General features: G+C 40.6%; 17 protein-coding genes, 1 tRNA gene and 1 pseudogene. 11 read left to right on the top strand and 8 right to left on the bottom strand.

Going from position 1 to position 16,912, the window contains the following annotated elements:
* The first annotated feature begins 59 nt into the window (after positions 1 to 59).
* Together OHT75_RS12710 and OHT75_RS12705 are read left to right on the top strand one after the other, a co-directional pair.
* A complete protein-coding gene (locus OHT75_RS12710; RefSeq protein WP_264727159.1) occupies positions 60 to 1,292 on the top strand; it encodes a multifunctional CCA addition/repair protein in 1,233 nt (410 codons plus the stop codon).
* 261 nt (positions 1,293 to 1,553) lie between these two features.
* The gene (locus OHT75_RS12705; protein ID WP_124017059.1) at positions 1,554 to 1,820 is read left to right on the top strand and encodes an Lpp/OprI family alanine-zipper lipoprotein; all 267 of its coding nucleotides are present in this window, start codon (positions 1,554 to 1,556) and stop codon (positions 1,818 to 1,820) included.
* A gap of 256 nt (positions 1,821 to 2,076) precedes the next feature.
* Here the strand turns inward: OHT75_RS12705 and OHT75_RS12700 are convergent, their stop codons facing one another.
* The 4 genes from OHT75_RS12700 to folB form a co-directional block, all read right to left on the bottom strand.
* The gene (locus OHT75_RS12700; protein ID WP_264727155.1) at positions 2,077 to 2,916 is read right to left on the bottom strand and encodes a putative RNA methyltransferase; all 840 of its coding nucleotides are present in this window, start codon (positions 2,914 to 2,916) and stop codon (positions 2,077 to 2,079) included.
* An 82-nt stretch (positions 2,917 to 2,998) separates the two neighbouring features.
* Positions 2,999 to 3,799: an undecaprenyl-diphosphate phosphatase gene (locus OHT75_RS12695; protein ID WP_261297512.1), complete on the bottom strand. Its 801-nt coding sequence runs from the start codon at positions 3,797 to 3,799 to the stop codon at positions 2,999 to 3,001.
* A gap of 41 nt (positions 3,800 to 3,840) precedes the next feature.
* Positions 3,841 to 4,356, bottom strand: a complete 516-nt coding sequence (folK, locus tag OHT75_RS12690; protein WP_264727152.1) for a 2-amino-4-hydroxy-6-hydroxymethyldihydropteridine diphosphokinase — start codon at positions 4,354 to 4,356, stop codon at positions 3,841 to 3,843.
* 48 nt (positions 4,357 to 4,404) lie between these two features.
* Entirely contained in the window at positions 4,405 to 4,758 is a 354-nt protein-coding gene (folB, locus tag OHT75_RS12685; protein WP_264727150.1) for a dihydroneopterin aldolase, read from the bottom strand.
* 225 nt (positions 4,759 to 4,983) lie between these two features.
* On the opposite strand from folB, the gene plsY reads away from it, so the two are divergent.
* Positions 4,984 to 5,613, top strand: a complete 630-nt coding sequence (plsY, locus tag OHT75_RS12680) for a glycerol-3-phosphate 1-O-acyltransferase PlsY (protein ID WP_406682020.1) — start codon at positions 4,984 to 4,986, stop codon at positions 5,611 to 5,613.
* 100 nt (positions 5,614 to 5,713) lie between these two features.
* Here the strand turns inward: plsY and tsaD are convergent, their stop codons facing one another.
* Positions 5,714 to 6,727: a tRNA (adenosine(37)-N6)-threonylcarbamoyltransferase complex transferase subunit TsaD gene (gene tsaD, locus OHT75_RS12675; protein WP_264727145.1), complete on the bottom strand. Its 1,014-nt coding sequence runs from the start codon at positions 6,725 to 6,727 to the stop codon at positions 5,714 to 5,716.
* 302 nt (positions 6,728 to 7,029) lie between these two features.
* On the opposite strand from tsaD, the gene rpsU reads away from it, so the two are divergent.
* The 5 genes from rpsU (at position 7,030) to OHT75_RS12650 (ending at position 11,799) form a co-directional block, all read left to right on the top strand.
* A complete protein-coding gene (gene rpsU / locus OHT75_RS12670; protein WP_006080725.1) occupies positions 7,030 to 7,245 on the top strand; it encodes a 30S ribosomal protein S21 in 216 nt (71 codons plus the stop codon).
* A gap of 7 nt (positions 7,246 to 7,252) precedes the next feature.
* Positions 7,253 to 7,696, top strand: coding sequence for a GatB/YqeY domain-containing protein (locus tag OHT75_RS12665; RefSeq protein ID WP_264727142.1), 444 nt, complete (start codon positions 7,253 to 7,255; stop codon positions 7,694 to 7,696).
* 90 nt (positions 7,697 to 7,786) lie between these two features.
* Positions 7,787 to 9,514, top strand: coding sequence for a DNA primase (gene dnaG, locus OHT75_RS12660; protein WP_264727140.1), 1,728 nt, complete (start codon positions 7,787 to 7,789; stop codon positions 9,512 to 9,514).
* A 147-nt stretch (positions 9,515 to 9,661) separates the two neighbouring features.
* Complete coding sequence (rpoD, locus tag OHT75_RS12655; protein WP_264727138.1) at positions 9,662 to 11,500, top strand: RNA polymerase sigma factor RpoD; 1,839 nt, start codon at positions 9,662 to 9,664, stop codon at positions 11,498 to 11,500.
* A 222-nt stretch (positions 11,501 to 11,722) separates the two neighbouring features.
* Positions 11,723 to 11,799: transfer RNA gene (locus OHT75_RS12650), tRNA-Ile, on the top strand.
* Between the two features lie 185 nt (positions 11,800 to 11,984).
* Here the strand turns inward: OHT75_RS12650 and OHT75_RS12645 are convergent.
* Positions 11,985 to 12,335 (bottom strand): annotated as a pseudogene (locus tag OHT75_RS12645) (IS3 family transposase); the annotation flags it as partial.
* A 187-nt stretch (positions 12,336 to 12,522) separates the two neighbouring features.
* Here OHT75_RS12645 and OHT75_RS12640 point away from each other — a divergent pair.
* The 3 genes from OHT75_RS12640 to OHT75_RS12630 all read left to right on the top strand — a co-directional run bounded on the left by OHT75_RS12640 (position 12,523) and on the right by OHT75_RS12630 (position 15,057).
* A complete protein-coding gene (locus OHT75_RS12640; protein ID WP_264727135.1) occupies positions 12,523 to 12,726 on the top strand; it encodes a DUF1656 domain-containing protein in 204 nt (67 codons plus the stop codon).
* A gap of 61 nt (positions 12,727 to 12,787) precedes the next feature.
* The gene (locus tag OHT75_RS12635; RefSeq protein ID WP_264727133.1) at positions 12,788 to 13,654 is read left to right on the top strand and encodes an HlyD family secretion protein; all 867 of its coding nucleotides are present in this window, start codon (positions 12,788 to 12,790) and stop codon (positions 13,652 to 13,654) included.
* A gap of 17 nt (positions 13,655 to 13,671) precedes the next feature.
* Positions 13,672 to 15,057 carry an FUSC family protein gene (locus OHT75_RS12630; RefSeq protein ID WP_264727131.1) on the top strand — a complete coding sequence of 462 codons (1,386 nt, stop codon included), beginning with the start codon at positions 13,672 to 13,674 and terminating at the stop codon, positions 15,055 to 15,057.
* A 278-nt stretch (positions 15,058 to 15,335) separates the two neighbouring features.
* Here the strand turns inward: OHT75_RS12630 and OHT75_RS12625 are convergent, their stop codons facing one another.
* Both OHT75_RS12625 and OHT75_RS12620 read right to left on the bottom strand, forming a co-directional pair.
* Positions 15,336 to 16,058 carry a DUF599 domain-containing protein gene (locus tag OHT75_RS12625; protein ID WP_264727129.1) on the bottom strand — a complete coding sequence of 241 codons (723 nt, stop codon included), beginning with the start codon at positions 16,056 to 16,058 and terminating at the stop codon, positions 15,336 to 15,338.
* 77 nt (positions 16,059 to 16,135) lie between these two features.
* Complete coding sequence (locus tag OHT75_RS12620) at positions 16,136 to 16,795, bottom strand: RluA family pseudouridine synthase (protein WP_264727127.1); 660 nt, start codon at positions 16,793 to 16,795, stop codon at positions 16,136 to 16,138.
* Positions 16,796 to 16,912 lie beyond the last annotated feature (117 nt).

Below are 16,912 nucleotides of genomic sequence, written 5' to 3'. Positions count from 1 at the left end.
AGCCGCAAAAATCGAACTCTGGTAAGATTTATTTCCTATATTGACCAAAAGTGACCCAAATGAAGATCTATTTAGTCGGTGGTGCGGTGCGAGACAAGCTGCTTGGCCATGCAATTAAAGACCAAGATTTTGTTGTTGTTGGCAGTAGTGTTGAAGAAATGCTAGCAAAAGGCTATCAACAGGTAGGCAAAGATTTTCCGGTTTTTTTGCACCCTAAAACGCAACAAGAATATGCACTTGCCAGAACTGAGCGCAAAACGGGTATGGGATATCAAGGTTTTGCATGCTATGCAGCCAAAGATGTCAGCCTAGAGCAAGACCTATTACGCCGAGACTTAACCGTTAATGCCATTGCTGAAGATGAATCAGGCAACTTGGTGGACCCTTATGGGGGCCTGCAAGATATTGAACAAAAAATTCTCAGACATGTTTCAGATGCATTTATTGAAGATCCACTAAGGGTCTTACGCGTCGCCCGCTTTGCAGCACGATTCCATCATCTTGGCTTTACCATTGCGCCAGAAACTCAAGCACTTATGCAACAAATTGCAGAGTCAGGTGAACTGGAGCATTTAACCCCTGAACGTGTATGGCAAGAGCTAGATAAAGTATTAAGCAACAATAACCCTGAAGTGTTTTTTCAAGTATTGCGTAACTGCAACGCCTTAAAAGCGATATTTCCTGAAGTTGACGTGCTATTTGGCATTCCGCAACCTGAAAAATGGCACCCTGAAATAGACACAGGAGTACACACCTTACTGGTACTGGCGGAAGCAAGTATATTATCGACAGATAAAGCCATCAGGTTTGCCAGTTTAACCCATGATTTAGGTAAAGCCCTTAGCCCCAAAGAAACGTTACCTAAACATCACGGCCACGGTCAAAAAGGTGTCGGTGTTATAAAACGCTTGTGCCAACGTTTGCGTGTGCCAAATGAATATCGTGATTTAGCTATTTTAGTCAGCGACCAACACCAAAATATTCATAATGCGTTTGAACTAAAAGCAGAAACCGTTATCAAAATATTCGACAAAGCTGATTTTTGGCGCAAACCACAGCGATTAAAGCAAATGTTAACCTGTTGTCATGCCGATATGCGGGGCCGCTTCGGGTTTGAAAATGCGCAATATCCGCAACAAGCGTATCTTGAATCCTGCTTTGAAGTAGCAAGTAACGTTGATGTTAAGCAAATTATATTAGGTGGATTTCAAGGCGCGGAAATAAAACAGCAATTGCACCAAAAAAGAATTGAAGCCGTGCAAGCTTTAAAGCAACAAAGCCAAACTATATGACTTATAGCTCAAAAAATAGCTATGGGCAGAAAACTGCTTTTTTATTGATTTTCGTAGGATAATTCACTAATTTCCTTCAAATAGTACACGAATCAACCCAATAAGCTCCAAAACGCTTGCATTTTTCATTTATTTGACTACTTTAGGTAAACATTTTGTTGTTTGCCTATAGCAAATTATAGAATGTGTGACATAATTACGCCGCTGCAAAGGCATAGGCTTTTGCGCTAAAACTACAACCTATATTTAAGGGATTTACCCATGAACAAAAAAGTACTGATGATTGCTGGTGTTGCTATGACTGCTTTACTAGGTGGCTGTGCTAACACTACTGCTCTAGAAGAAAGCGTTGCTAACTTAGGTAACAAAGTTGATCAACTATCTGCAGAAGTTGGTTCTTTAAAGTCTGAGCAAAGCAAATTATCTGCTGATGTTAAAGGCGCTAAAGCTGCTTCTATGGACGCACAAGCTGAAGCTAAACGTGCTAACGACCGTTTAGACAACATGGCTTCTTCTTACAAGAAGTAAGACATAGCTATAAAGAATTAGCTTATTTTCATAGGTTGATTATTAGGGCTTGAATGTGGATTAACTGCCATGCAGTTTAAATCAACTTCAAGCCTTAATTATTTGTTTTACTTAATAATTGATTAACACGTCAAAAAGACTTTATCGGTTTTGCTAACCAACGCTTGTTAATATTTACCACAAACAACTACATATCAGCGTAAAATCCTATATTTGTAGCCTACCATCGCATCTTGGCTACACATCCTAAAAACACCTATGCTTGCTTGAGTACCAATACATCAAACTCACATTTCAATCCTTCAATGGGCCGAGCTTTAATTTGATGTCTAAGTTCATCATTAGCACGCCAGGCAAACAAAGAACTGTCTAATAAACCTAGCGCCTGATCGCCACTGACATTAATGTCAAATGACACGCACTCGTGTGTTTCAATGCTTAAGCGCTTAGGAATATTGATTTGAAATGGTTTCTCCATCAAATCAGGGTAAACCTGTTGTTTAATTTGCCATAAATGCTGGTGACTCGGCTGCACTAGGATCATGCGGCCATCATCCTTTAATATCCGAATACATTCTTGACCTTTGATCGGCGCATCAAATATCGTCACAATATCAATGCTTTTATCCGCAAACGGTAATGCTTTGAGTGCACTAAAAATCAAACAGGCCGGCAACTGTAATTTTGAAGCGGCAAATAAGGCATTTTCAGCATCAGACACCCCCCAAACAGACAAATTGTCAGCTTGTTGCTGTGCAACTAAAAAGGCATGAATTTGCGCTAAATAATAGCCATCACCACATTGATAATCTAACCAATTAACTGCTTGTTTATCATTAGTCAGCGACAGCATTAATTGTTGCAATACATCGACAAGCGGTTGGAAAACACCACTTTGGAGTAAAAACTGCCTTGCTCGCATTTGTTGTCGACTAACGGATGATTGCAGTGTTTTTGCTTTTACCTTCACCAAAGGGTAATAGCCTTGTACTAAACGATCAAAGTGATGCTTTGCGTCGCAATATAAACCTTTTGAAGCATCATGTTGATGCAATGGCTGAGCACAGATCGGGCAAATTAATGGAGAAATCATCATAAATAAACTTTCAATAAGGAAAACTAAAAATAAAAAACGGGTAAAAATACCCGTTTAATTCATTTGTTACTGACTCAAAACCTTATAGGTATAACAAACCAAGTAAAATGCTACCTAATATTAGTCGGTAAATCACAAATGGGGTCATGCCGATTTGACTAATAAACTTCAAGAAGTAATGGATACAGATATAAGCTGCCACAAACGATACCACCAAACCCAAACCTAATGCTTGATAGTCAATCGGTAACGGGCTTTCAATTAAGTCTTTAGTGACTAATAGTGCGGCACCGCAACTGACTGGAATAGACATCAAAAATGAAAAACGCGCTGCGGCTTCACGGGTCAGTCCCAACATTAATGCTGCGGTCATGGTTGCACCAGAGCGAGAAGTCCCCGGAATTAATGCCATAGCTTGTGCAACACCAATTAACAGGGCTTTTTTCCAACCCATCTGAAACTCATTAAGCTGTGCTTTTGACATTCGGTCGGCAACCCATAACAACAAACCAAAAAAGATGGTTGTGATTGCGATAACTAAAGTATTACGTAAATGGGTTTCAATAAAATCTTTGGCCATAAAACCGACGATAACCGCAGGAATGGTGGCCAACAAAATCCACCATGACAATTTACTTTCCTGGGTTTGAGTGCCGGTAGCAAAACTTTTAATCCACGCCTGAGTTAAGGTCACAATTTCTGTACGAAAATAAATAATCACCGCGAATAATGACCCAGTATTTACCGCTACATCAAATGATAATCCTTGGTCTTCCCAGCCCAATAATTGTGCAGGTAAAATTAAATGCCCTGAACTTGAAATAGGTAAAAACTCGGTTAAACCTTGAATAAGTGCCAAAAATATAACTTGTAGCGATTCCATATTTGTCCTTGTTTAAATAACGTAATACATGCAGGTTTTCATCATAAAGCACTAGTACAATGTAGCTGGGGTGAAAAAGTAAAAGGAATTGGCCATATTTGCTGCTGTTGCTTATCGTATTGCTGCCACAATGTTTGATATGACAATCCAACGATTGGGTGCAATACATCAGGGGCTAACTCTGCCAATGGCCACAGCACAAAAGCATTAAATAGAATTTCACCACGAGGAAGTTCAACTGGCTGGCGGGTTATTTCGTCATTATAAAGCAATAAATCAATGTCTAAACTACGAGGACTAAATTTTTTCTCGCCTCTTATACGGCCATTGGCTTGTTCAATCATCTTAAACGTGGCAACAACCTCAGCAATCGACATATCGGTATCAGCACTCGCAACCATATTTAAAAAGTTAGTGCCTTTAAACCCAACCGATTCACTTTCAAACACCCGCGATAAAGACAAACGTCCAAAATGTTGCTGCAAATCCAACAATCCTGCCTGGAGGTGTCGTTCAGGTTCAATATTGGTGCCTAAACTGATATAAATTTTTGCCATTAAATGTGTTAATCCGGGTTATTGGGAAGATTGATCATCAAAAATCGTTTAAACAATGCCTCGTTCAATTTCAACACCTACAGATGCGGCGTGAGGTACGGCACCGGGTTTCATCACAACAACCTTGACCCATGGCACATTGAATTCATTTTGCAAACACTGGGCAATCATTTCAGCAACGGTTTCAATCAATTCCAATGGTTTTTCGGTAATCAAAGCGGTTAAACGGTTCGAGACGGTTTCGTAACACAACGCATGGGCATAATCATCACCCGCAGCGGCTAATCGATTATCCCAAGCCATGTCTAAATCAATCAGCAAGGTTTGATGGATCTTCTTTTCCCACTCATAAATTCCAATCACAGTTTCAATTTTCAACTGCCTGATAAGCACTTTATCCATGTGAACCTCCAGAAAAACCCATATTGTTAGACTGTTCAAAATTAATTGCAGATAAACAGTGATATTCTCACCATCTGGCCTTTTGCCTGCACGCGTAAAGCAGTAGGATAAGCCAATACAAAAACAAAGGTAACGAATTTAATTCATACCACGGAACTTGCTTTTGATGCTTGCAGAATGACTTGCAACAGCGCATTAAAAAAACATGCGCGATAATACCCTAAGATGAGTAAGGAAACCAATTTGAACACCATAGTCGTAACCGTTTTGATGATAATTGTTGCATATTTGGCAGGTTCGATCTCAAGTGCGATATTAGTTTGCAAAATGAGAGGTTTGCCCGATCCTAGAGAAAACGGTTCAGGCAACCCTGGCGCGACAAATGTATTAAGAATTGGCGGTGCAAGTTCTGCATTGCTGGTGTTGTTTTTTGACATGCTGAAAGGGGCTGTTCCGTCTTACCTGAGTTATTTACTTGGTTTAGATGCCCCATCCCTTGGATTTATTGCGGTTGCCGCTTGCCTTGGCCACATTTACCCAATATTTTTTCAATTTAAAGGCGGTAAAGGCGTTGCAACGGCTTTTGGCGCCATGGCCCCTATTGGACATGATTTAGCACTTTGCTTAGTAGCCACATGGGTCATATTAGTTTTTATTACCCGTTACTCCTCCGTTTCAGCCATGGCAACTGCGGTACTTGCCCCTGTCTACACATGGTGGCTGGATGAGCGCTTTGTGCTACCAGTAGCCATGTTATCGACGCTGATTTTAATTCGGCATAAAGATAATATTGAAAGGTTAAGAATTGGCGAAGAAACCAAAGTGACCCGAAAAAGAAGCAATAAAAAAACTTAACGCGATTAAACACGTTAAGCTTTAATGTTTGATCTTATCTAGGGCGTGTTTATCAACAAAGATAAACACGCCCTAATAATTTACAGCCGACGCTAACGATTTAAACCGCAGGTAATGAATCTAAAGGCCAACGAGGTACACCTTTCACAGCTAAATCTTCTATTTGTCCCGCTTTCAGTCGTTGCATACCCGCATAAGCAATCATAGCGCCATTATCAGTACAAAACTCACCCCGTGGATAATACACTTTTCCGCCCATGTCTTGCATCATCTTAGCTAAAGATTCACGCAAACGCGTATTGGCGCTCACGCCGCCGGCAATCACTAAACGCTTATAGCCAGTTTGCTTGAGGGCACGCTTACATTTAATAGCAAGAGTATCAACTACCGCCTCTTCAAATGCCCTAGCGATATTGGCACGGGTTTGCTGATCATCCGGTTCTGAAGCAATAGTATTAGCAGCAAAGGTTTTTAAACCTGAAAAGCTGAAATCTAGGCCTGGTCTATCAGTCATTGGACGCGGGAATTTGTATCCAACCTCCAATCCTTGGGCTGCCAATTTTGCTAAACGCGGACCGCCCGGATACTCTAATCCCATCAATTTAGCCGTTTTATCAAAAGCCTCACCTGCTGCATCGTCAACAGACTCACCCAATACAACATATTGACCGATTCCGTCCACTTGCACCAACATTGAATGTCCACCTGAAACTAACAAGGCAACAAACGGAAACTCAGGAGCATCATCTTCAAGCATCGGGGCTAATAAATGCCCTTCCATGTGATGCACACCTACCGCAGGTTTCCCCCAAGCATAGGCTAATGAACGTCCAACACAGGCGCCCACTAATAGCGCCCCAATTAAGCCAGGTCCTTTTGTAAATGCCACACCATCAATATCATCAATAGTAGAATTCGCTTTAGTCAGCGCTTGTTTGATTAGTGGAATAATTTTACGTACATGATCACGAGAAGCCAATTCAGGCACAACGCCACCATAGTCAGCGTGCAGCTTTACTTGGCTATATAATACATGTGAAAGCAGGCCTTGCTGATCATCATAAACGGCAATGCCAGTTTCATCACATGATGTTTCAATACCAATAATGCGCATAATATCTTGTTCCTGTAAAATTAAGCGGCTAATTCTAGCCTTTGGTGTCAGTTTTCTCCAGATAAAATCAACAGCCCCACCTAGGCGATCGTTTTTGATCGCTTATATCACTTTTAAAACAGCTATTTATTGTTTTTTAACTTGCCTTCAGCAGACAATCTGAACAAAGGGTTTACAAATACCCTTTGCTCGGTGTAAAATTCCGCACCATTTTAATTAGCCTTTTGGCTATTTAAGGGTTTAAGTTTCGAACTTAAAACACTTACATAACCAACTCAACTACACCTAAGGGGTGATGGCGTATGCCAATTATTAAAGTACGTGAAAACGAACCATTCGACGTAGCTCTTCGTCGTTTCAAGCGCTCTTGTGAAAAAGCTGGTATTTTAGCTGATGTACGTGCTCGTGAATTCTACGAGAAGCCAACTACTGCACGTAAGCGCGCAAAAGCTGCTGCAGTTAAACGTCTAGCTAAGAAGCTTTCTCGCGAAAACGCACGTCGCGTACGTTTATACTAATCTCATTATGAGCCTAGTCGATAAGCTAAAAGACCAAATGAAAGACGCTATGCGTACCAAAGAAAAGGTACGCCTAGGCACTATTCGTATGGCACTTGCCGCCGTCAAACAAGTTGAAGTGGATACCCGCGAAACCTTAAATGATGAACAGGTAATAGCTATCTTAACCAAGATGGTCAAGCAACGTCGTGATTCAATTGCTCAATATGAAGCAGCGAATCGCCCAGAGCTTGCAGCAGCTGAAGCAGAAGAGATTCAAGTCATTGAAACCTTCTTGCCAACACCCTTAACAGAAGCAGAAGTGGCAGCGATTATCGATGCAACTATTGTTAAAGTCGGTGCTGCATCCATGGCGGATATGGGCAAAGTAATGGGAGCATTAAAATCTGAAGTTCAAGGCCGTGCAGACATGAGTGCCATTGGTGCTTTAATCCGCGCAAAATTGAAATAATCAGGCGTTAATGTTGAATGAGCCGTGCACCTGCACGGCTTGTTTGTTTTAATTAGTTGATAAAGTGACTTCGAGAATTTATAGCAATCAATGGCGATCCCTCGTGATTTTATCAATGAGCTAATAGCTCGAACTGACATTGTCGATCTTATTGATCGAAAAGTGCCACTGAAAAAAGCGGGCAAAAATCATTCTGCATGCTGTCCTTTTCATAGCGAAAAATCGCCCTCTTTTACCGTCAGCAGAGATAAACAGTTTTACCATTGCTTCGGCTGTGGTGCACATGGCAATGCTATTGATTTTGTCATGGAATACGATCGATTAGAATTTGTCGATGCGATCGAAGAGCTCGCCAGTCAACTGGGTTTAGATGTACCACAAGAAAATGGCAACACAAAACGCCAGGATCACGGATTAAGCCGCGATTTATATCAATTAATGGAAGAAGCGAACCTTTTCTATCAAAGCCAATTAAGACAGCATCAAGATAAGCAAAAAGTGCTTGATTACCTTGACTTCAGAGGGTTATCAGATGAAGTTATTAAGCATTTCGGCATAGGTTTTGCGCCTGACGGCTGGGACGGATTATTAGGCCGCTACCGTCAAAACCAATCAGCACAAGATAAATTACTGACCGCTGGCATGTTGATAGAAAACGACAGTGGTAAGCGTTACGACCGTTTTCGTGATCGCTTAATGTTTCCAATCCGCGATAGACGCGGCAGAGTGATCGGCTTTGGTGGCAGAGTTTTAGGTGAAGGTACACCTAAATACTTGAATTCTCCAGAAACGCCCATATTTCATAAGGGTAATGAACTTTACGGCTTATACGAATTAAAACAGCGTCATCGCGATCCTCAACATGTTTTAATTGTTGAAGGCTATATGGATGTTGTGGCGTTAGCGCAATTTGGCGTTGACTATGCTGTTGCATCGCTTGGTACATCGACAACGGCTGAACAATTTCAACTGTTAGTTCGTAGTGCCAAAGAAGTCATCTGTTGTTATGACGGTGATAGAGCAGGACGTGAAGCCGCATGTCGCGCACTTGAAACCGCTTTACCGCTTTTAAAACCCGGTGATACGGTAAGATTTATGTTTTTACCTCAGGGTGAAGATCCTGACACCATGGTCAGAAAAATTGGCAAATCGGCTTTTGAAGAGCTCATTCAACAGGCCATGCAGTTACCCGAGTTTTTGTTTGATACTTTAAGTAGTATCCATGGAACAGATAAAGGTGCCCTTGCCAAACAGGCAATAACCTTAATCGAAAAAGTACAAGACAGTGTATTACAAAACCTGTTGTTAGAAAATTTGTCGCACAAATTAGGCATGAACAGCAGTGATGATTTAAAGAAAAAATTAGGTTTTGCGGTCAAGAAACCGCAACCACTTAATGCCAAAGGCTTACAAGGGCGAGGCACACCATTAAGGTTAGCTATTGCATTGTTAGTACAAAAACCAAGCTTAGGCTTCGGACTTGCCCCGCAACCGGCATTAAACAAAATTCAAATGGCTGGCATTGACTTGCTGATTCATTTGCTTGAAATAACTCGAACTCAACAATTTAATAGCGCACAACTACTTGAAATACATAGAGAGCACGAACAGAAGAGCACTCTAATAAAGTTAGCCCAATGGGACCATCAAGTGGCGGATGAAAATGTGTTGACCGAGTTTAAACAAACCCTGATATGGTTGACTAACCAATATATAGAACAACGCTATCAGGAACTTAGTCTCAAACAGACTTTAACAAAAGCTGAGAAAATGCAGCTTACTAAGCTGATTTCAGTAATGAAAGGTGTTGCGAAGTAACCCGAAAAAGACAAAATTTTCGCGGTTAAAACAACGCCATGGACTAGCTAAGATGAGTCCACACAGCTATAATTGACGATTTGCGCGACACTAAGCTAGTCTCAGTGTCCTATCGTTATTTCAGTTCCCCAAACTTGGATGATATCTATGGATCACACTCCGCAGTCGCAACTTAAACTGTTGCTCGCTAAAGGTAAAGAGCAAGGTTATTTAACCTATGCAGAAGTGAACGACCACTTACCTGCAGACATGGTCGATTCAGATCAGATTGAAGATATTATCCAGATGATAAATGACATGGGTATTCGTGTGTTTGAAGAAGCACCGGATGCCGATGACATGATGATGTCGGAAGACAACACAGACGAAGATGCAGCAGAAGAAGCTGCTGCCGCACTTGCGACAGTTGAAAGTGAATTAGGTCGTACAACTGATCCTGTACGCATGTACATGCGTGAAATGGGTACGGTCGAGCTTTTAACACGCGAAGGCGAAATTGTAATTGCAAAGCGCATTGAAGAAGGTATCAATACCGTTCAATGCTCAGTGAGTGAATACCCACAAGCCATTGCAATGATTTTAGAGCAATTTGATCAGTATGAAGCTGACGAATTACGCTTGTCTGATATTATCTCTGGATTTGTAAACCCTGACGAAGAAGACGTTGCCCCAACCGCAACCCATATCGGCTCTGAACTATCTGATGATGATTTAGATGATGAAGACGACGATGACGATGATGATGACGACCAAGAAGAGGAAGAAGGTCCAAAAGGTCCTGATCCTGAAGAAGCGAAAGAAAAATTCACTCAATTACGTGAAGCTTATGAAAAAAGCTTAGCGATTATTGCAGAGAAAGGTCGCGACCATCCTGAAGCTATCGGCTCATTGTTTGTTATCGGCGAACTATTCAAAGAATTCCGCTTAGTGCCTAAGCAATTCGATCGTTTAGTCAAAAGCATGCGCACCATGATGGACCGTGTTCGCGTTCAAGAACGTCTGATCCTCAAGCTTGTTGTTGAGCAAGCAAAAATGCCGAAGAAAAACTTCGTGAAAGCATTTACAGGTAAAGAAACCAGTCTTGAATGGTTTACCACCGAAATGAACAGCACTAAACCATACGCTGAAGGCTTACGTATGGTTGAAGAAGATGTTATTCGTTGTGTGAACAAACTTGATGCTGTTGAAAAAGAAACCGATTTAACCATCGCAGGCATTAAAGACATTAACCGTCGTATGTCAATCGGTGAAGCGAAAGCCCGTCGTGCCAAGAAAGAAATGGTTGAAGCTAACTTACGTCTGGTTATCTCGATTGCTAAAAAGTACACCAACCGTGGTTTACAATTCCTAGACTTAATTCAGGAAGGTAACATCGGTTTGATGAAAGCCGTTGATAAGTTTGAATACCGTCGTGGTTATAAGTTCTCAACTTATGCAACTTGGTGGATCCGTCAGGCGATTACCCGCTCGATTGCTGACCAAGCACGCACGATCCGTATTCCGGTACACATGATCGAAACAATCAACAAGCTAAACCGTATTTCTCGACAAATGCTTCAAGAAATGGGCCGCGAGCCGTCTCCTGAAGAATTGGCAGAGCGTATGATGATGCCTGAAGATAAGATCCGTAAGGTACTGAAAATCGCTAAAGAACCCATCTCCATGGAAACACCAATTGGTGACGATGAAGATTCGCATTTAGGTGATTTTATCGAGGATACCACCCTCGAGCTACCTTTAGACTCAGCCACTAGCGAAAGTCTAAAAAATGCAACCCATGAAGTGCTAGCAGGCTTAACCGCCCGTGAAGCCAAAGTATTGCGTATGCGTTTTGGTATCGACATGAATACAGATCACACGCTAGAAGAGGTTGGTAAGCAGTTTGACGTAACACGTGAACGTATTCGTCAAATCGAAGCGAAAGCGTTACGTAAGTTGCGCCACCCTTCACGCTCTGAAATCTTAAAATCATTCTTAGATGAGTAATCACTAGTAATGATATAGAATCAATCGATTTTTAAATTGATTGTGCTAAAACCTGCTTCGGCAGGTTTTTTTATGCCTATTTCACGCGCCGCGGCATACTTTTTGATTAACACATAACCAATTGAATCAAGATACTAAAATTGAGTGAAAATCACGGGTGACAAGCGAGGATAAACTTCGTATAATTCCTCCCGCTTTCGATAGTGACGACTATCTTAAGTCGGCCCCTTAGCTCAGTTGGTTAGAGCATACGACTCATAATCGTCAGGTCCCCAGTTCAAGTCTGGGAGGGGCCACCAATTCTGATAAGGCGTAGCAAGTTAGTACTTGCTACGCCTTTTTCATTTCTGGTTGTTTTGGGCGTAGTTGTGCCTGTAGTAATGATTTAGGTAAGCTTCACAATTTAATGAATTATTGCTCTAGTTAACGAATAAACTTGTAGTGTTCAAGTAAAATTGGCCACGGTTTTAGAGTCTTTCCAATATTAACGTTCTGACCTATTTGGCGTTAATCCACCGTTATATTGATGGATCTAGTTTCACTGTCATATCCTGTGGTGTAATTTGTGTTAGATTTGACTGCTTCGGTAAAATTACCATCACCATTTGCTGGCTCCCATGCAGATTTCAAACTTCTACAGCAACGCTCCATTAGGGCAAACTGCCAACAATTTCCTTTGCGACTCATGCTTTACTCAATCTAAAAGCGTCATAATAACTGGCTGAATTTCAAGCTTGTCTAGTGCGAACCTTGGTTGCTGTGATACATCAGATTATTAGGACGCCCTACCCCTTAATTTAAACTCCATTTTCAGAAGTTTAGAGGTCAGGTTTATAGATGCTGAACTAGAATGTAATTAAACACTTAATTTGTAGGGTTTGATACATCATATGCGATAAACAATAACAACAGATTAGGCTTATGATTGTGCTATCAAACAATTGATATTCACTTTGTACATCAATGCTTAGAAATACTCTTGGCATTTTAATTAATATCATCAACATAAAAATGGTAAGACTATGCCTCACGAAATCGCATTCGGAGAAATATACGGGCCACCACTGCTCGCTCTCATCCCTATTGCCTATATTTTAATGATCATTTTTACCAAAATATCAACCAAACTAGGTTGGTATAAATGGATAGCATTGCCTGCCATATTTGAATTGAGTTTAGTGGCTATATTTACCATAGCATTAAGTCAAATGATGGCAATTACCTAAGTACATTGTACAACTCGCCAAAATATCTTGTTAACACACTCAATTTTAAGGTCATACTGACATGTTTCGATATTTCATCACTACTATAGTCGCCATTGCTGCAATTGCCGGTATATACACTCAATACAAACATTATAATGAAAATCCATGGACCCGCGACGGCCAAGTCCGCGCACACATTATTCAAATTACTCCACGAGTTACAGGTCCCGTTGTCAAAATTGGAATTAACGATAATAGCCAGGTAAATAAAGGCGATTTATTATTTGAAATTGATCCAAGCCTTTATCAAGTTTCACTCAATAATGCGTTAGCGAAACAACTGCAAGCCAAGGCGGTATTAGACAAAGCCATCAACGAAAACAACCGCGCTACCGCGCTTGAAAAACGTAAACAAGGTACGGTTTCTGTATTAGATTTGAACAACTTTGAAAATGCAGTGCAAACCGCCAAAGCTAACTTAGCGGCAGTAAATGCCTTAGTAGAAGAAGCGCAACTAAACCTCAATTTTACCAAAGTGTATGCACCAACAGGTGGTTTTGTTACCAATTTAAATCTACGTGAAGGCGCACAAGTGGTCGCCAATTCACCGGTAATTGCCCTTATCGATAAAAACAGCTTTTGGATTGAAGGCTTTTTTAAAGAAACTGATCTTAAAGGGGTAAAAAGTGGCGACAAAGCACTAGTCACCTTAATGATGGATACCGACAAAATTATTAAAGCACAAGTAGACAGCATTGGTTACGGTATTTCTAAATCTGATGGCAGCACTGGCAATACACTGTTACCCACAGTAAACCCTAACTTTCAGTGGATACGTTTAGCCCAACGTATTCCAGTAAAGCTGTTATTAAATGATGTGCCAGAAGACATTCAATTGCGAGTTGGCATTACGGCTTCAGTGAAAATCATCAAATCAAACCCATAATTATTTAGGCGGATCGGATGCTATCATTCACAACCAAAGATGCCCTTAAAGTTGCTATAAGCTTTGTGATCAGTATTGTCCTTTCACTTTATTTTGGCTGGGAAAAACCTTATTGGGCAGCGGTCACAATTGTAGTATTGGCATCAAATGAAACCTATGGCCAGTCACTAAAAGTCGCACGTGAGCGGTTAATGGGAACACTAGCGGGAGCCATAATAGCGATTATATTAATTGCTTTTTTCTCCCAAGATCGACTGCTATTTATTGGTATATATTTGATATTAGCCGCTATAGCTACCTACATGGCCTTCGATCCAAAGCATGGTTATGCCTATAGAATGTCATTTATTGTCTGTACTATGATCACCGCTGTTGGCAGCTTTGATGATTTTACTTCGTTTTCAATGATTATTTTGCGCTTACAAGAAACCCTTTTAGGCATTGTTGTTTATTCATTGGTATACCGATTTGTATGGCCTAATAGCACTGAAAACTATTTCTTTACGCTATTAGACAAAGTGTTACTTGAATTGAAAACTTATTGTATTCAACTCAATGACGCTATCAGTATTGAAGATGGTCAAAAACTAGTTGAAAAACTGGCTCATACCCAGCAACAAATAGCAAAAATGGAAATGTTATTAGATTTGCCCCTCAGTGGTAGCTATAGACTAAGTAATCAACTTAAAAAATGGCAGTCTTGTACTATTGCAAGTTATGAGATAGCACAAAAGCTCAACCACTTTGCGGTGCAAGACCCAAAGCAAGAAACCACAACTAAAGTAACATCAAATGATTTAGATGAAATACAACGTAAACTCGCACTACTGCAAGAAGGTGTGAAAAACGATGAGCGTCCGATGGGCCAATTGTCACTGACAAAAAGCTGGCATGATTTAACAAATCTCAGCCCAATGGAGTCAAGCAGAAATAGACTCATTAACGCGATGATGTCGTTCATCATTATTGGATGCTGTTTTGGGGCATGGATTTACATACCCATTATGGGCAGCTATATGTTCCCATTATTGTCATCCATTCTTGCCGTGTCGATAATGACGATGCCAAAAGGGTTAATAAAGCCGGCAGCAACAGTGACGTTTAATACTAGTGTTATTATTTTGATTGAATATGTGTTTCTTATGCCTTATTTCACCGAACTATGGCAGTTATGCTTATTTTACTTCATTAATATCTTTGCTATTTGGCGAATATGCTCAACCCCAGCGCTTGCGCTTTACAAATTATTAGGTGGTAACTTTGTGGTCATTTTAACCATGAGCGCGTTAAATTTAACGCCAAGTTACTCAATTGAAACACCGCTAAACACTTTAATTATGCTGTTTTTAATTTTTGGGATTATCTCTTTCTTCGAAAATCTTTCTAAACCACTTTATAAATAGTCCACAAGGACGGGGGAAGATTAAGGGACATAGTAACCAAAGCAGAACCACGATTAGTCTTAAATTCAAATAGTTATCAGTTAAAATAACGAATTTAGTTGTATGGCATTGAAAATTGGCACTTTCAGTGCCAATTTTCATATTTTAACCGGTGTTGAAGTTAAAAATAGTGCTGAATAAGCCATCTTGTTAGCAACGGTACAACAACCAGTTACAAATACATTTTATAATAGGCTTGTTTGTCGCAGTTATTATCAAGCAGCAGGGCCAATTATCGGTTATTCATTCACTTTGTAAGCAGGATCTTTTTCTAAATGTGCTTGTGCTAACGTTATTGCCTGCACAGCCCGAGAATTAAACTCACGTTGATAAAGAGTATAAACAACGAATAAACTGGCAAAAATAAAGGCCGATGGGTGTAAAAACCAGCACAATGCCGCCATAGCAAAGTAATATGATCGTAAACCATAATTGTATGAATGCGCGGCTTGATCCTGTACTACTGCCATCTGCCTTGCATAAGCCAGCAAATTTTTATCTGTTCCAGATTTGTCCAGTGGCGCAGCACCTATCATGACATTAACAAAACCATATTGACGCATTGACCAGGTAAACTGGAAAAATGCCAACACAAAAATACAAGCCAGTAATGCTAACTTAACTTGAACCAAAGCATGATCTGGCGAAACTGAAAACGGAATAGAGCCAATAACCATTTCAAGTTTTTCCACTTGCGAAAACAAGGTCAGCACACCCGCTAAAATAAGTAATGTGGTGGAAGCAAAAAAGGCGATGTTTCGTTCAAGATTTGCCAACAATGCGGCCTCAGCCACTCGCACCTCTTTGGCAATCACTTGCGACATCCAATGAATACGTTGTTGATGCATCACTCTGGCAATACACTGCGTGGTCTTAGCTTTGCGCTTTGAAAACTGGGTGTAACCCAGCCAGCTGGTCAAAAAAGTGACCAAAGCTAAATAATCTAACGCCGACCCGATCATGCTAATTTCCTATAAACTGAATAATAAGCGAATTTGGGCAATATTATGCACCAGTTTTATGACGCCATGAAGATTATTTAAAACCCACTTTGACTCTCTATATTTATTCTCACACCAGTGATGGGGTGGACAAATGACAGACTACTAGCATGAAGCATCAATCGTGGTGCTAAATGCTTTGAATACCCCTGAGTATAAAGGTCACAGCCAATAATAGGGTGGCCAATATACTGGCTATGTAACCGTAATTGATGGGTTCTTCCGGTAATAGGGCGATAAACCACTTTAGTCACGGGTACCCCTTGATATAACCGGTCATATTCAAGTACACGGTAATGGCTATGAGCAGCTTTACCTGTTTCACATACTTGCATTAAAGGAAACTCGCCTTTAGCAATTGGGGCTTTTATGTTGCCTTCTAAACAAGCTAGCTCACCTTGCAGTATGGCTGTGTAGGTTTTATCTACTGCGCCATCTTGAAACTGTTTCGTCAGCAGGCCATTAATGCGTTTATTTAATGCCACTAACAGAATGCCTGAGGTGCCAAAATCTAACCTATGTACTAACGTGCAACCTGGAAAGTCTTTGATAAGGCGATAATGCACTGAATCTAAATTGAGTGGGTGTTTGCCCGATAAACTTAATAGTCCTGAGGGTTTATTGATGACCAATAAGTGCTCATCTTGAAACAAGATATCAATTTGCTCTAAACAAGGTGGGGCAATAAACTCTGTCATTGGATAACCATATAATGCCAATCGAAATAAATCACTGCTCACGCTAGCGGCTGAAAATACACGATAACAGCGTTAAATGTTTAGATTGTATAATAACCACTTATCATAAAAATCTGC

This window comes from Shewanella subflava (genome assembly GCF_025971955.1).
Lineage (GTDB): Bacteria > Pseudomonadota > Gammaproteobacteria > Enterobacterales > Shewanellaceae > Shewanella > Shewanella subflava.
The sequence above is the reverse complement of the archived record's forward strand: the minus strand, read 5'-3'. Positions and strand labels throughout refer to the sequence as shown.

Bases quoted from the DNA above. Each gene is read 5' to 3' on its own strand.
- OHT75_RS12710 (WP_264727159.1), top strand. From the start codon at position 60: ATGAAGATCTATTTAGTCGGTGGTGCGGTGCGAGACAAGCTGCTTGGC.
- OHT75_RS12705 (WP_124017059.1), top strand. From the start codon at position 1,554: ATGAACAAAAAAGTACTGATGATTGCTGGTGTTGCTATGACTGCTTTA.
- OHT75_RS12700 (WP_264727155.1), bottom strand. From the start codon at position 2,916: ATGATGATTTCTCCATTAATTTGCCCGATCTGTGCTCAGCCATTGCAT.
- OHT75_RS12695 (WP_261297512.1), bottom strand. From the start codon at position 3,799: ATGGAATCGCTACAAGTTATATTTTTGGCACTTATTCAAGGTTTAACC.
- folK (WP_264727152.1), bottom strand. From the start codon at position 4,356: ATGGCAAAAATTTATATCAGTTTAGGCACCAATATTGAACCTGAACGA.
- folB (WP_264727150.1), bottom strand. From the start codon at position 4,758: ATGGATAAAGTGCTTATCAGGCAGTTGAAAATTGAAACTGTGATTGGA.
- plsY (WP_406682020.1), top strand. From the start codon at position 4,984: ATGAGTAAGGAAACCAATTTGAACACCATAGTCGTAACCGTTTTGATG.
- tsaD (WP_264727145.1), bottom strand. From the start codon at position 6,727: ATGCGCATTATTGGTATTGAAACATCATGTGATGAAACTGGCATTGCC.
- rpsU (WP_006080725.1), top strand. From the start codon at position 7,030: ATGCCAATTATTAAAGTACGTGAAAACGAACCATTCGACGTAGCTCTT.
- OHT75_RS12665 (WP_264727142.1), top strand. From the start codon at position 7,253: ATGAGCCTAGTCGATAAGCTAAAAGACCAAATGAAAGACGCTATGCGT.
- dnaG (WP_264727140.1), top strand. From the start codon at position 7,787: ATGGCGATCCCTCGTGATTTTATCAATGAGCTAATAGCTCGAACTGAC.
- rpoD (WP_264727138.1), top strand. From the start codon at position 9,662: ATGGATCACACTCCGCAGTCGCAACTTAAACTGTTGCTCGCTAAAGGT.
- OHT75_RS12640 (WP_264727135.1), top strand. From the start codon at position 12,523: ATGCCTCACGAAATCGCATTCGGAGAAATATACGGGCCACCACTGCTC.
- OHT75_RS12635 (WP_264727133.1), top strand. From the start codon at position 12,788: ATGTTTCGATATTTCATCACTACTATAGTCGCCATTGCTGCAATTGCC.
- OHT75_RS12630 (WP_264727131.1), top strand. From the start codon at position 13,672: ATGCTATCATTCACAACCAAAGATGCCCTTAAAGTTGCTATAAGCTTT.
- OHT75_RS12625 (WP_264727129.1), bottom strand. From the start codon at position 16,058: ATGATCGGGTCGGCGTTAGATTATTTAGCTTTGGTCACTTTTTTGACC.
- OHT75_RS12620 (WP_264727127.1), bottom strand. From the start codon at position 16,795: ATGACAGAGTTTATTGCCCCACCTTGTTTAGAGCAAATTGATATCTTG.